The organism is Flavobacterium sp. (genome assembly GCF_017744675.1).
Lineage (GTDB): Bacteria > Bacteroidota > Bacteroidia > Flavobacteriales > Flavobacteriaceae > Flavobacterium.
In genome coordinates, this window is the sequence record NZ_JAGIAV010000004.1 from 900,954 (window position 1) to 915,033 (window position 14,080).

Below are 14,080 nucleotides of genomic sequence, written 5' to 3' on the forward strand. Positions count from 1 at the left end.
AGTCTATTGACTTTACTATTCTCGTAGTCACAATTGGATTGTCTATTGACCTAAAATTAATATCAACAACCTTAAAAATAATGATTATGAAAAAAATAGAAAAAATTAGTTTAATCGAAACAAAAGAAAGAATTATAAATTTTATTAAAAGTATGGTATTAGGAGTCGCATTCGTGGAGAAAGACGGTCTTACTTCTGACTATAAAGCATAGAAATAAATAGAAACTTAATAACTGAATTCAAGACTGAATGCGAAGGGAGGTTCAACTACTCCCTTTCTCCTCCAATCAAATAAAATATGGAAATAAAAAGCTTTAAAATTCCCGGCGAATCAACGAAACGACAATGGGCAGTTTATTTATTCATAGCAACACCTAGAGATACAAATGAAGTTATAAAAATTTACGTTGGTAAAGTTGGTGATAATCGTGACGGTTGTAATCCAGTAATTTCAAGAATAGGAAATCATTTTTCTTACAATAAAATTCATTCTCAAATTAGAAATAAAATCGAAAAAACTGACGAATATGATTATGAATATTTTTATTATCATTTTGGAGAATATGAAGATGATGTGGAAATAAGAATTGAAAGTAAACAAAAGATCAACGAATTAGAAAGAGAGCTTAATCGCAAAATTCAAATACAAATTTTTGGCGATTTAAAATACATTTTACTAAATCCATACGGAGGAAAATATGTTTCAAAAACTAAAAAATTGAGTAGAAAAATTTTGAACGAAAGCGAATTAAATATATTAGATAAACTAATAGAAAAAGCACTATCTGTCAATAGTCACAAAGTATTTGGACAAGTCAACCAGTGAACGAATTTATTAAATTAGGAATAAACAAAGATTATTAACATTAGATAATTTTTGAAACGGTATTCAGGAAATAAGGAAACTATTTGAATAAATCCTGCATTTAACATTTATTAAAAAGGATTTGAACAAATAACTTACTGAAAAAATTAAAGGTTTGTACTTGGGAAAAGCGGAACCTTTATATACACTTCTGTCAATAAACCTCATTTGAATTATCCGTATTTTTAATGGTTTTTAAAAAGCTGAATCTTTTATACAGCCCCGATTAGAGCGGAAATCCTTTTCTGCCGGAGTTCGGCACAAAAGATTGCAGCGTAAAGCGGGAATAGCTGCCAAAAAATCTAAAATAAAAACAAAAACAATGGGGCCAAAAGCCCCACTATCCACCTTTTACTGTAAGATATCAACAGCAGTATTATTTCTTAGACTCCTCAATAGAAACTTTTCTAAACTCCTTTAAAAGCTTTTCAATTTCCAAAGATGCTTTACGGGCTCTTGCTCCCGCCGCCTTCACTCCTTTTTCAGCCAGTGAATCAGATTCCGTTTTAAAAGTATCGATCTCAGCATTAATTTTCACCAATAAATCTTTCATGTTTTCTGTTTTTTTTAATTACGGAGCAAAAATAAAAACTTCATCAGGAAATCCTAATTAAAGCTATCTAATAATTTTTCTTTTTAATCTGTTCGATAAAATAAACCGCCGGCATTCCCATTTTAGATAAAAACGCATTAGCAAAACGCTGAGTGGAGCTGAATCCGGCTTCCTGGGCTAATGCTTCATTGGAATAGCCGCTGTATTTCTTTTCGTTCTGCAGTAGCGCTACTAAATAGTCAATCCTAAGGCCGTTTATATAATCCGCAAAATTTTTTCCCCTATACTGCTTGATGATGCCCGCCAGATAATTGGAGTTGGAATTGAAATAGGCTGCCAGAGTCCCCTGCTTCCAGTCTCTTTCTAAAAATTTATTCTCTTTTTCAAACTTTTCCAGCTTTTTTAATATCAAAGCGGCAGTCCCGCTTTTGATATCAGCGGCAGGAAGCCTCTCGGGTTCGTTTTTTGGCTTATTTTTATTCTCCTCCATCTTATTGATGTACTCTTCAAACCTCTTTTTGTAAAGCCTTCTATTCTTGTAATAGCGATAGGTGATTATAGCAATTGCAATAAACATAAAAAAGAAAATTATTAAAGAAATCTGATCATAGTTTTTCGCCCAGACCAATTCCTCTTTTAGATCCTCGCTTTCGCGCTGGAGATTCTCTTTTTCCTGCAGCAGCTCTTTGGTATCATACTGCTTATGAATTTTGCTGACTATATATCTATTAGTTTCCACCAGCAGTGTGTCTGCCTTCAAAAGCCGGTCAACATAATACAATTGTGAGCCTAAATCTTTCTTCTGCCTGTAATAGTTTATTAATAGTTCAAAAGACTGCCGCAGATCAGGGCGCAGGTAATTTTTCTCCTTGAAAATTTTATCCACCATCTTAAAATACTCTGCTGCTTTCGCTTTCCTATCCAATGCCCAATAGCTCTTGCCAATATAGAAATTCCCTATTGCCTGGTTGGCAAAATCATGGTTCTCTTGAACTGCGTCCAAAGATGATTCGATGTCTTTTATCGACTTTGAGTAATTTTTCAAAAAGAACTCATTAATTCCCTGCGAATGGACAAAATAGGGAATCATTTCCAGATTATTTAGCCTGCGGCATTCCTTAATCCCTAATTTATTTGTCTCGGTGCATAGCCCAAAATTCCCATTCTTATTGTAACAGAGCCCAAGAGTATGAAGCGAATTTAAATAAGGTCTTGTATTCTTGTCCCTGTAATAAGCCGCACACTCGCGAAGAAGTGAAATTGCCTCGTCATAAAATCCTATATAAAGCTTGGTCAAAGCGATATGATATTTTACTTTATATTTCTGGTAAGCATCATTTGTTTTAGAAATATAACCGTTGGCCATAAGGTAATTATCCATCGCTTTTTCCTGATCCTTCCGGCCATAAAATACTATTCCTTTGGAAAGATATGCCGAGCCGATCAGCGCATCATCATTAGACTTCCGGGCAGCGTATACCATGCTGTCAGCATAGACCGGCCGCAATTCATCAGGAGACTCATGCAGCAGGTTCTGGTACCCGTTGACCAGCTCCTTCCAGTTTTTCTCCTTTTTCGCTTTATGGATATAGGCGAACAGATAAACAGCCGCTCTGGCGCTGTCTCTCCTAAAGCTATAAATTCTATCATCTAAATATCCATAGCTTTTATGCTTTAATGAATCAGGGATGATAAAACTGGACTGCCGTGCAAATGCATGATGGGAGAAAACTAAAAGCAGTACAAGCAGGTTTTGTTTATTCATGATATAATATATTTAGGGAATATGCTTCTGGAATGATCCCGAAGCGCTTCCTCAAAGCTGTCGGAATAATTTTACTTTAACTTAACCCAAAAATAACACAAACAATTGTATTACAAGCATTTATTAACAAAAAATGATGTATGGATTTTCCGAAAATCCATACCATAAATACCGAAAATCCACATATATGCGTTTGTTTTGAAAATTTGAGCCCAATAGCTTTGCCATGAATTCAAAAGCAAAAAAAGTCCGGCAGAGTGCCGGATAAAAGTTCTGCTTATCCGGGTGAAAAGAACTGAGAAGCAATTCTCATTCACTTTCAAACAAACCAAATCATGAAAACTATTTTATTATGCATCACAGTTTCATTATTTTTTATTTCATGCTCTACCGATTCTGATTTCACTGCGTCGGAAAATGGACAGCTGCCAGAGAAAAAGTATCAGCTTGCTGAAAACATTCATAATCCTTATGATAAAAAAGGAAAAGAAATTTACGAAAAGCTCAATGTTTTTTACGAAAAAAATAAGATTCCAAATTCTTATTCAGAACTCGCTGAACAGATCAATTTTATTAGTGGAAGACCTGTGACGAAGAGCAATAAAAACAGCCGATTGATAGAATTTACCGATGAAATAGTAGCATCTATTATGGCAGATCCAGACAATAATCTGATTTTCATTATTCAGGGAAGCACAATGAGGACTTATGCCAAGGCCAGCCTTATTAATTTTCTTCAAAACCTTATTATCCAAAGGCAGCAGGAGTTCAGCATCACTTACAATTATATTACGGATTATGAATCTGCTATTCTTACAGACAGTATTCTGGATCTGGATGAAACTGAAACCATCTTAACGATCGCCTCCATTTCACGATATTCTCTTTATTCGGCCGAAGAAAGAAAAGACAGGGACTGGGAAACATCTGTCGGCAGCAGGCCAGCCAAAATTCTTTTTACAGCAAATGAATCTGCCCTGGCATCCATAATTGCACTGCTGGGCATTTACCTCAACTAATATTAATTTAAGATTAAAATGATCATGCCTAAAATAAAACCGATCATCATCTTGTACATAATTCTGGTCCTATTTAATCTTGCCAGCCTGTATTTCATCATAGTGCTATTCAGCTATGATGAAATCACCGGCTTTCTGCTAAACGGAGAAAAAAAATCCATGCGGACAAGGGGACCGGCTTATCTGTTTTACATTGCCACGCTTCTGAATCTCTATTATTTATTCTATACAGTAATTAAAAAAAAATTTACTGAAAATCCCTAAATAAGAAACTGCTTTAAATCCTTAAGTTACACTGCCATGATAAAAGATATAATAAATATTGAACTTAAAGACCAGTCAGTCGGGGGATTAGATATTCATATTATAAAAAAATATATTGTCAAAACAGCCGGAACTGAATCATTTCTCTCCAGCAATCTGTCCATACTGCTCATTAAGTCGGGCAGATTTAAAATCAAGCTTAAAGAAATAGTGCAGGATCTAAAGGCGCATGATTTACTGATAATCCCCAAAAACTCCTTCTGCACAATAATGGAGATCGAAGATAAGCTCCAGCTTTATATTATTACATTTTCCGCCGAATTTGCATTTAAAAACACCCTGCGAAAAGAGCTGGTGGATTCCTTTTATTTTATAGTGAGAAAGGAACCTTTAAGAATAAATCTTGACGATAAGGATTATCTGGTTCTGTCTATGATCTACAAACTGATTTACTTTGTAAATCAAGACAGCAGGCACAATGGATCTGATAGTGATCTGAAGCGCATCAGCTTTAACCTGTTTCTCTATGAATTGAAAATAATATATTCAAGATACACTTCCGGCACTTTATTAAATTTTTCCAGAAAAGAAAATCTTACCATACAGTTCCTCACCATTTTGTCTATCCACTGCAGAAAACAGCATCAGGTAAAATTTTATGCGGGAGCCCTTTTCATCACTCCTGCATATTTAAGTAAAATAATAAAAGAAATTACCGGTAAAACAGCTAAAGATTTTATTAATGAGGCAGTGATAATCGAAGCAAAAGTGCTGCTGGAAGACCTGCAGCTGACAATTTTTGAGATTTCTGAAGAACTGGAATTCGCCAATGTGCATAACTTCAGTGATTTCTTCAAATATCACACCTTGCTCTCCCCATCTCAATACCGCTTAAACTCTATTGAAAATTTTAAAAATCTTTGATTTTCGTTTAAATGCCTGCTATTAAAACAAAGTATTATGAGTAATATATATCCTTTAGAATGGTTAGATTCTTTGATAGTGCAGACCTTAAATCCGAAAAAAACAAATGTTGCAGCATTATCAGAAAAAGATCTGGCTTTAATTTCCGAAAATGCACAGAAAGAATCACAGAGAATCCAAGTGCTTATCAAAAATGAAATTTTCGCATTGTTCAGGAAAAGACAGATCCGGCTTCTAGTACGCAGGTATCACTCTAATTTAATTTTTCTTCTGGATACCCTGATCGAAAATCAAAATTTTAAGGAATTAAAAACAAACAGGCTTTCTCTGTTAATGGAGCAGCTGATTGAAGTGCTGGATGAAATGCTTTGTTTTATAGAAAACAGGTTTGCCAATTATTTAAGCATGGATGAAAGAGTGCCCATAACCTACCTGATCGTTTCGAGAAAAGAATTAAAAATGAAGCTGAGTAGGCTCAAGGCCCTTTTAGCTAAAAACGAAAAGGGCAGAGAGAAAATCCAGATCGTAATTGACGCGCTATCAGAATCTATTGGATCCAAAACGCAGCATAAAGTAACTTTCCGTCAGATACGATATGAGCGGGACTTATTAAAAGCGCTGAATAATCAGGATTATACCGCTCAAGGCGAAACGTTTTTTGGAACAGCTGACCAGATATTGATTGCTATGAATTTCAACTCCAGAAAATACATCAGCCTTTTGACTGAAGAAATTTTGAAAAACATAGAAAAAGAAGAAGAATCCGCTCTCAGGCTTGAACTGCTTCTTCTATATTATAAAGACTTTAACCATCTCCCTTCCAATGAGAAAATTACATTTGATCCCAGTATGGAGAATATCAAACCTGTTTTAGACAACTGGTTTAAGAACGAGACTGCCTACTGGGAGAAAAAAAAAGAGTTGGGGAATTCAGTGCGTACGCGAAAATCAAAATCCATAGAAGAAAAAGTTGAATGCGATTTCTCAGCAGATCAGCTGGGATTAATTCTGAGAGCAGCAGATGAATCAAGGCTGATTAAGGCACGTTCCATGAATCTGGTTTTCCAGTCCATTATCCCCCACCTTTCTACAGCTTTTAAAAAAGAGCTGTCTTACCAATCCGTGAGAAGCAAATCGTATAATGCGGAAGAAAAAGACAAAGAAACTGCTATCGCAGGCCTGGAAAAAATGATTAGAAAAATCCGGTCCTACTAAAAATCGAATATATAAAATCAATTTCAGCAGCAATCCAGCCTATTAACGACAAATAATTAAAAATCCTAGGATATGACATTAATTGCAATATTTTTTCCGTGTATTTCCTTTCTTTTAAGAGGAAAGATCTTTACTGCCCTAATCTGTCTCATTCTTCAGATTACTTTGATCGGCTGGCTCCCTGCAGCAATATGGGCAGTTATTTCGCTGCAGAATTCAAGAGCAGATAAAAGAAATGCCAAATTGATAAAAGCTATGAGGAAATAGACAGCTTTAAGATTTATATTATAAGGCCGGAGAAAAGGATTATTTATTTCTCCGGCTTTTTTTATTTTTTTTTTTGCGTGAATGCCCAAGTCTGCTGATGCCGCTCGGGGTACAAAAGGGTACAGCAAAAAAGTTGTACTTGCAGCGGCTGCATTTGTATTGTTCCTTTGACACGTAAATCAATCGGATCTGCTTCAGATACACATGATTTATATGAATAAGATGTCGAATGATAAATGGCGAAAATTATGTTTACAAACATTTCATGGGGCAGCTACCTTACTGCCGCGGTTATAGCATTAGTGGTCTGGTACGCAGCAGTGATAATTAAATTCTACAGCGGGAACCTGAAAAAAATCCTGTCAGGCGAAACCAAAATCAGGCTTCCTTTTTTTAAAAACACAAAAGAAGGGCATGCAGTCCAGAATACTATCAAATCTTCTTTCTCCGGTTCTTTCGAAACGCTGGAAGATGCTGAACAGCTTTCCATAAGAATTGAGCAGGCTGCGGCAGAAAGTGCAGAAAAAGGCTTGTCAAAAGAGCAGTTTCAAAACTATCTAAGCATGCTGCTGGATGAATACCCCTATGTGAAAATTTCTTCCCTAAGGGAAAACATCAATAAACTGATGGTTTCCGAATCCAGTAAATATCCCGGGCTGCAGCTTACACTGAGCGAAGCGGACAGTCTATGGGAAGGATCGGTTTTCTAAAATACAGCAGAGGAACCACCCCTGTTCTCTCTCGTGCGGTATGGCTTTATGTGACAAAGAAATAGAGCTGCAACAGCGGTATTCCTCTGCTTTTTAATAATAGAATAACTTTTAAAATGATGTGCGATGAAAAAATGTGGATGGAAATTAAAGAGTTTCTGCAGAAAAAACAAAGTGCTTATTACTTCGTCTTTTTTACTGCTGATAGTTAACGGCAGCGGTTACGCGCAGGACGGTGTTGCAGGCATCAACGAGGCCAACCAGAAAGTGAGGAGCTACTTCGATGCCGGCACGGAACTTATGTATGCGGTGGGCGCCATACTGGGTCTTATAGGAGCCGTAAAAGTGTACCAGAAATGGAATGCGGGCGACCCTGATACGGGAAAAGTGGCGGCGGCATGGTTCGGCAGCTGCGTCTTTCTGGTAGTGGTGGCTACGGTAATCAAATCCTTCTTCGGGGTTTAAACGCACACCTATGGGCAGCAGCGTTTATCCGATCAACAAAGGAATCAACCAGAGCATAGAATTCAAAGGACTCAAGGCGCAGTACATCTGGTATTTGGGCGGAGGAGTTGTTATTCTTATGATATTATTTGCCGTATTGTACATTATCGGGATTCCTTCCCTGATCTGCATTGGCCTTATCGGAGTATCAGGCGCGCTGCTGGTATTCAAAATATACAAGATGAGCCATCAGTACGGCGAGTACGGCATGATGAAAGCACTGGCCAAAAAACAGATTCCAAAATGCATAAAAGTCTACAGCAGGGCAGTTTTCAAAAAGCTATAGCTGTAGGACGTTAAAAAATCTAAATGAAGAGGAAATGGAGAAAAGGATGGAAAATGCACTGCCGATTATGGCGGTGGAACACGACTGCATTTTATCAAAACAAGGGGATATTACGATTGTTTTTAAGGCAGAGCTGCCTGAAATTTTCACGTTATCGGATCAGGAATATGAAGCTTTCCACCAGTCTTGGATAAAAGCGGTGAAAGTGCTTCCCAAATTCTGCGTGTTCCATAAGCAGGACTGGTTTGTGCAGAGCAGCTACAAGGCTGATTTTTCAAATGATGACAACAGTTTTCTGACCAGATCCAGCGAGCGCTTTTTTAATGAAAGACCGTTTCTGGATCATTCCTGCTACATTATGCTCACCAAAAAGCCCAAGGGCAGAAAGAATTCAAGTTCACTGTTCTCAACGCTAATCAGAAGTTCAATTGTCCCGGAAGAAACAATCAACCCCCAGCTGATGCAGGATTTTCTGGATGCGGCAGGGCAGTTTAAAAGAATTATGGAAGACAGCGGTTTTATAAAGCTCAGCCGTCTTTCAAATGGGCAGCTTAAAAGCGAAAGCCGCAGGACCGGGCTTGTCGAGAAATACTGCTTTTTAGCCGGGGAAGAAAAGTTTTTTGCATTCCATGATATTAAATTCAACGAAGGCCTTCAGGTCGGAGATAAACACTGCCAGCTTTTTACCCTCGGCGATGCGGCCGATCTGCCTGGACTCTGCGGATCGAGAATCAACTTTGACCGCTATTCGACAGATAAAACCAAATTCAGCATCGGGTTTGCCTCTACTCTGGGTCAGCTGCTGTCCTGCAGCCACATCTACAACCAGTATCTGTTTATAGAGGATGCGCAGAAAACAATCCAGAAACTGGAAAGCAAAAGATTAAGGCTCCAGTCCTTATCAGCCTACAGCAGGGAGAATATGATTGCAAGGGATTCTGTAAATGATTTTTTGAATGAAGCGATCGCCCAGCAGCGGCTTCCCGTAAAAGCGCATTTTAATGTTCTGGCATGGACCGATGAGAAGGAAGAACTCAAAGACATCAAAAACAAAGTCTCGTCTGCACTGGCACAGATGGATGCGGCAGCCAAGCAGGAAACCGTTGGAGCCGCGCAGATCTACTGGGCGGGAATGCCCGGAAATGCGGCTGATTTTCCAATGAACGACACTTTTGATACGTTCTCCGAGCAGGCAGTCTGCTTCCTGAATATGGAAACCGGCTACAGATCCTCTTTAAGTCCTACGGGCGTCAGACTTGGAGACCGGCTTACCGGCAAACCTGTCCATGTGGATATCAGCGATGAGCCGGTAAAAATGGGAATCTGCACCAACCGGAACAAGTTCATACTGGGACCATCCGGAAGCGGCAAGTCCTTTTTCACCAACCATATGGTCAGAAGCTATTACGAGCAGGGGACGCATATCGTACTGGTGGATGTCGGCCACAGCTATAAAGGACTCTGTGATATGGTTAAAGGCTATTATTTTACATATGATGAAAAAAATCCGATCCGCTTTAATCCGTTTTACATCAGCGAGGGAGATAATCTGGACACGGAGAAAAAGGAAAGCATTAAAACCCTGCTGCTGGCTTTGTGGAAAAAAGACGATGAGACTTTTAACAGAAGCGAATATGTTGCCCTTTCCAATGCACTGCAACTCTATTACGAAAAAATGGAAAAGCATAAGGAAATCTTCCCGTGCTTCAACAGCTTTTATGATTTCCTGAAAGATGACTTTGTTGCCATACTTCAGGGAGACAAGGTAAAAGAAAAAGACTTTGATGTGAACAATTTCCTATACGTGCTCAGGCCTTATTACAGAGGAGGCGAGTTTGATTATCTGCTCAACGCTGCAGAGAATCTGGATCTCTTAAAGGAACGATTTATTGTCTTCGAGCTGGATAACATTAAAGACCACCCTATCCTGTTTCCGGTGGTGACCATTATCATCATGGAGGTTTTTATCAGCAAGATGAGAAAGCTCAAAGGCATCCGAAAGATGATATTGATAGAAGAAGCCTGGAAAGCCATTGCCCGTGAGGGAATGGCGGAATATTTACGCTATTTATTTAAGACCGTGCGGAAGTTCTTCGGGGAGGCAATAGTGGTAACCCAGGAGGTAGAGGATATTATTTCTTCACCTGTAGTCAAGCAGGCCATCATCAACAACAGCGACTGCAAAATCCTGCTGGACCAGAGCAAGTACCAGAATAAATTTGACCAGATACAGGAACTTCTCGGTCTCACTGACAAAGAAAAAGCGCTGGTGCTTTCGGTTAATAAAGCCAATGATCCCGCAAAGAAATACAAGGAAGTTTTTATCTCGCTGGGAGGAATGCTTTCAAAGGTTTACAGGACAGAGGTTTCTCTCGAGGAATATCTTGCCTACACAACCGAGGAAAGCGAGAAAGTGAAAATGAATGCCTATGCCGAGAAGTTCGGCGGTGACATCAGAAAGGGAATTGCCGCTATGGCTCAGGAAATACGAAACGGACATTAATGAAAAAGAAAAATGAAAACAAAAATTGCGGCCTGTCTGATCTGCCTGCTGCTTATCAGCACTCCGGCTGCATCTGCCGAAAAAACTGCGGCGCTGCCCATATTGGAAATCGTAAAAGCAGCAACCAAAAAAGTAATTAAAGCAATCGATCTTCGCATCCAGAAACTGCAGAATAAAACGATATGGCTTCAGAACGCACAGAAGCAGGCCGAAAACGTCCTGTCTAAATTAAAACTCGACGAAATCTCGGAGTGGACACAGAAACAGAAGGATCTTTATAAAGGATACTATGAAGAGCTGGCCAAAGTGAAATCCATTATCACCTACTATCAGAGGATAAGGGAAATTACACAAAAACAGACAAGGCTGGTCGCGGAATATGAAAGGGCCTGGAACCTTTTCAGAAAAGACGCCCATTTCAAAGAAAGTGAGATTCTTTACATGGAGCGTGTCTACACCGGCATTTTAGAAGAAAGCGTAAAGAATATCGACCAGATCTTTTTAATACTGGATTCTTTTGCCACACAGATGAGCGATCTGAAAAGACTGGAGATAATCAATAAGGCCGCAGACCAGATTGATGCCAATTACGATGACCTTACCCTGTTCAACCGGCAGAACATACTGCTGAGCCTGCAGAGGGCCAAAACGGAAGCGGATGCAGACCATGTGAAAGAATTTTACGGAATTCCATAATTTTAAAAAAAACACTAATGAAAAAACTGTTTTTTATAATCTCGATACTGATCATTTCCCCTCAGATTATACAGTCCCAGGCAAAGCAGAGAAAGGAACTCCTGCTTCAGATCGCAGCGCTTCAGGTCTATATAGACTACGCTAAAAAAGGATATTCCGCCGTGTCGAAAGGACTCAATTTTATCGGTGATGCCAAAAAAGGAGAGGTTGATCTCCATGGCGATTATTTCACATCGCTTCTGAAAATCAATCCAAAAGTCAGAAGCTATTATAAGGCCGCTGAAATTATTTCAATGCAGCTTAAAATAATGAAAATCTGTAAAAGGACTTTAGCTGATTTAAAAACAGCAGACTTATTTCATGGCAGCGAACTGGATCATATCGAGCGTTCTTTGGAAAGGCTGCTGCAGAACTGCGGCGATACGCTCGAACAGCTTCTGGTTATCACTACCGATGCCAAATTGGAACTCAAAGACGACCAGAGAATTGGACGTATTGATGCGCTGCATAAAATAATGCTGGAGGATTACAATTTCTGCATTTCTTTCAGCAGCGATGCCAGACTGCTTTCTGTATCCAGGAAAGCAGAAAAAAAGAACTCTAAAAATGCAAGTGCTGTTTACGGATTATAAACTCATGATTATGAAAAAAATACTGGTTTTAGGACTAACTATGTGCTTTTCAATTATCCCTGCTAAAGCAAATGCGCAATCTGCGGAGATACAGCAGCTGATCCTAAACATCGAAAAGCTCTCCCAGTTCAAAAAGATTCTCAGCGATATGAAAAAAGGATATGAGCTGATTTCAGGAGGCTACAAGACGGTCAAGGATATGTCGGAAGGGAATTTCAGCCTTCACAAAACCTTTTTAGATGCCCTGATGCAGGTCAGCCCGATGGTAAAAAATTACAAAAAAGTCGGAGACATTATCCATTATCAGATCCTGCTGGCAAAAGAAAGCCGCAATGGACTGATCAGGTTCTCAAAAAGCGGGAACTTCAGTGAAAAGGAGCTGAAGTACTTTGAAACCGTTTACGGCAATCTGCTTAACCTCAGCCTTCGTAATCTTGATGAACTCACTATGGTGGTTACAGCAGATAAATTAAGAATGTCAGATGACGAAAGGCTTGAAGCTGTAGATAATATATTTATTGAGATGCAGGACAAACTGCTGTTTCTACGAGATTTTAATAATTCGTCAAACATACTGCTGCTGCAGAGGGCAAAAGAAAGAAACGATGCGCAGGATTCTAAGGCTCTTCAAATAATTAAAGAATAAAAATATGAAACTCCCATTAAAAAACAAAACCAAAATTCTTTCTGCAATGCTGTTCGTGCTGCCTCTTTTGACAAGGGCTCAGGGATTTGGTGATGACATGCAGAGCCTTCATTCCGTATTAGACCAGCTCTACGATGAAATGATGCCTCTGTGCGGCAATCTTCTGGCAGTGGGACAGGGAATCGCAGGATTTGGAACCATCTGGTATATTGCCTCAAGGGTGTGGAGGCATATCGCAAGCGCAGAACCGATTGATTTCTATCCGCTGTTCCGTCCCTTTGTGATCGGATTCTGCATCATGATTTTCCCTTCTGTCCTTGCCCTGATTAACGGGGTTATGAAGCCTACAGTTACGGCAACTGCCGCTATGGTCACAGGCTCCAATAATGCAGTAGCGGTCTTGTTAAAAGAAAAAGAAAAGGCAGTCAGGGAAACTGATCCCTGGAAGATGTACGTAGGCTCAGCGGGTGCCGGAGACCGGGACAGATGGTATAAATACACCCATGACGGAGCCGACCCCTCAGATGAGAGCATGCTGACCGGAATAGGAAATGACATCAAGTTTGCAATGGAAAAAGCCTCCTACAGTTTTAGAAACTCCGTCAAGGAATGGTTGAGCGAGGTACTGCGGGTTTTATTCGAGGCCGCGGCCTTATGCATTGATACGCTCAGGACATTCCAGCTGGTTGTGCTATCCATCCTGGGGCCGCTGGTTTTCGGAATAGCGGTCTTCGACGGATTCCAGCATACCCTTACTGTCTGGCTGGCAAGATATATCAATATTTATCTCTGGCTGCCTGTTGCCAATATCTTTGGAAGCATTATAGGTAAGATTCAGGAGCTGATGCTCAAACTGGACCTTTCCCAGGTTCAGGCTACCGGAGATACGTTTTTCAGCAGGACCGATATGTCTTATTTAATTTTTATGATTATCGGCATTATCGGGTACTTCACTGTCCCGTCGGTTGCTAATTACATAGTCCATGCGGGAGGCGGCGGAGCCCTGGCACAGAAAACTACAACCCTTTTCAGCACCTCAGCGAGTTCGGCAGTTTCCAAAACATCGCAGGGGACCGCAATGGTTCTGGATTCAATGGGAAATACCGCGGGAAGGATGTCGCAGAGCATGTCGGCCTCCTCCTGCTCTGCTCCCTATTTTGAGGAGAAAGGAAATTACATGAGCGACAGGCTCAAAGGAAATTCAAAACAAACTTAAATGACCGGCTCATGT

The 14,080-nt window shown here is 39.7% G+C and carries 16 protein-coding genes; 14 read left to right on the forward strand and 2 right to left on the reverse strand.

Annotated elements, in window-relative coordinates; genetic code table 11:
• Positions 1-86 precede the first annotated feature (86 nt).
• Positions 87-212 carry a hypothetical protein gene (locus J7574_RS14140; protein ID WP_290969623.1) on the forward strand — a complete coding sequence of 42 codons (126 nt, stop codon included), beginning with the start codon at positions 87-89 and terminating at the stop codon, positions 210-212.
• A gap of 86 nt (positions 213-298) precedes the next feature.
• Entirely contained in the window at positions 299-826 is a 528-nt protein-coding gene (locus tag J7574_RS14145) for a hypothetical protein (RefSeq protein WP_290969626.1), read from the forward strand.
• Between the two features lie 415 nt (positions 827-1,241).
• Here the strand turns inward: J7574_RS14145 and J7574_RS14150 are convergent, their stop codons facing one another.
• Positions 1,242-1,418: a histone H1 gene (locus tag J7574_RS14150; protein ID WP_290969628.1), complete on the reverse strand. Its 177-nt coding sequence runs from the start codon at positions 1,416-1,418 to the stop codon at positions 1,242-1,244.
• A gap of 67 nt (positions 1,419-1,485) precedes the next feature.
• Positions 1,486-3,183: a helix-turn-helix domain-containing protein gene (locus J7574_RS14155; RefSeq protein WP_290969630.1), complete on the reverse strand. Its 1,698-nt coding sequence runs from the start codon at positions 3,181-3,183 to the stop codon at positions 1,486-1,488.
• Between the two features lie 335 nt (positions 3,184-3,518).
• Between J7574_RS14155 and J7574_RS14160 the strand changes: the two genes are divergently transcribed.
• The 12 genes from J7574_RS14160 to traJ all read left to right on the forward strand — a co-directional run bounded on the left by J7574_RS14160 (position 3,519) and on the right by traJ (position 14,065).
• Positions 3,519-4,202 (forward strand): hypothetical protein, encoded by a 684-nt coding sequence (locus tag J7574_RS14160; protein WP_290969632.1) that lies wholly within the window; start codon positions 3,519-3,521, stop codon positions 4,200-4,202.
• A 300-nt stretch (positions 4,203-4,502) separates the two neighbouring features.
• A complete protein-coding gene (locus J7574_RS14165) occupies positions 4,503-5,390 on the forward strand; it encodes a helix-turn-helix domain-containing protein (protein WP_290969634.1) in 888 nt (295 codons plus the stop codon).
• A gap of 36 nt (positions 5,391-5,426) precedes the next feature.
• Positions 5,427-6,605 (forward strand): hypothetical protein, encoded by a 1,179-nt coding sequence (locus J7574_RS14170; protein WP_290969635.1) that lies wholly within the window; start codon positions 5,427-5,429, stop codon positions 6,603-6,605.
• Between the two features lie 72 nt (positions 6,606-6,677).
• Positions 6,678-6,872 (forward strand): YqaE/Pmp3 family membrane protein, encoded by a 195-nt coding sequence (locus J7574_RS23180; protein ID WP_091490775.1) that lies wholly within the window; start codon positions 6,678-6,680, stop codon positions 6,870-6,872.
• Positions 6,873-7,120: 248 nt separating this feature from the next.
• Positions 7,121-7,582: a hypothetical protein gene (locus tag J7574_RS14175; RefSeq protein ID WP_290969636.1), complete on the forward strand. Its 462-nt coding sequence runs from the start codon at positions 7,121-7,123 to the stop codon at positions 7,580-7,582.
• A 126-nt stretch (positions 7,583-7,708) separates the two neighbouring features.
• A complete protein-coding gene (locus J7574_RS14180; protein WP_290969637.1) occupies positions 7,709-8,047 on the forward strand; it encodes a DUF4134 domain-containing protein in 339 nt (112 codons plus the stop codon).
• 10 nt (positions 8,048-8,057) lie between these two features.
• Positions 8,058-8,372: a DUF4133 domain-containing protein gene (locus J7574_RS14185; protein ID WP_290969639.1), complete on the forward strand. Its 315-nt coding sequence runs from the start codon at positions 8,058-8,060 to the stop codon at positions 8,370-8,372.
• 34 nt (positions 8,373-8,406) lie between these two features.
• Positions 8,407-10,875, forward strand: coding sequence for a TraG family conjugative transposon ATPase (locus J7574_RS14190; protein WP_290969641.1), 2,469 nt, complete (start codon positions 8,407-8,409; stop codon positions 10,873-10,875).
• 12 nt (positions 10,876-10,887) lie between these two features.
• A complete protein-coding gene (locus J7574_RS14195; protein WP_290969643.1) occupies positions 10,888-11,571 on the forward strand; it encodes a conjugal transfer protein TraI in 684 nt (227 codons plus the stop codon).
• A gap of 161 nt (positions 11,572-11,732) precedes the next feature.
• The gene (locus J7574_RS14200) at positions 11,733-12,203 is read left to right on the forward strand and encodes a hypothetical protein (protein WP_290969645.1); all 471 of its coding nucleotides are present in this window, start codon (positions 11,733-11,735) and stop codon (positions 12,201-12,203) included.
• 10 nt (positions 12,204-12,213) lie between these two features.
• Positions 12,214-12,849, forward strand: a complete 636-nt coding sequence (locus J7574_RS14205) for a TerB family tellurite resistance protein (RefSeq protein WP_290969647.1) — start codon at positions 12,214-12,216, stop codon at positions 12,847-12,849.
• A gap of 4 nt (positions 12,850-12,853) precedes the next feature.
• Complete coding sequence (gene traJ / locus J7574_RS14210) at positions 12,854-14,065, forward strand: conjugative transposon protein TraJ (RefSeq protein ID WP_290969649.1); 1,212 nt, start codon at positions 12,854-12,856, stop codon at positions 14,063-14,065.
• The last annotated feature ends 15 nt before the right edge of the window (positions 14,066-14,080 follow it).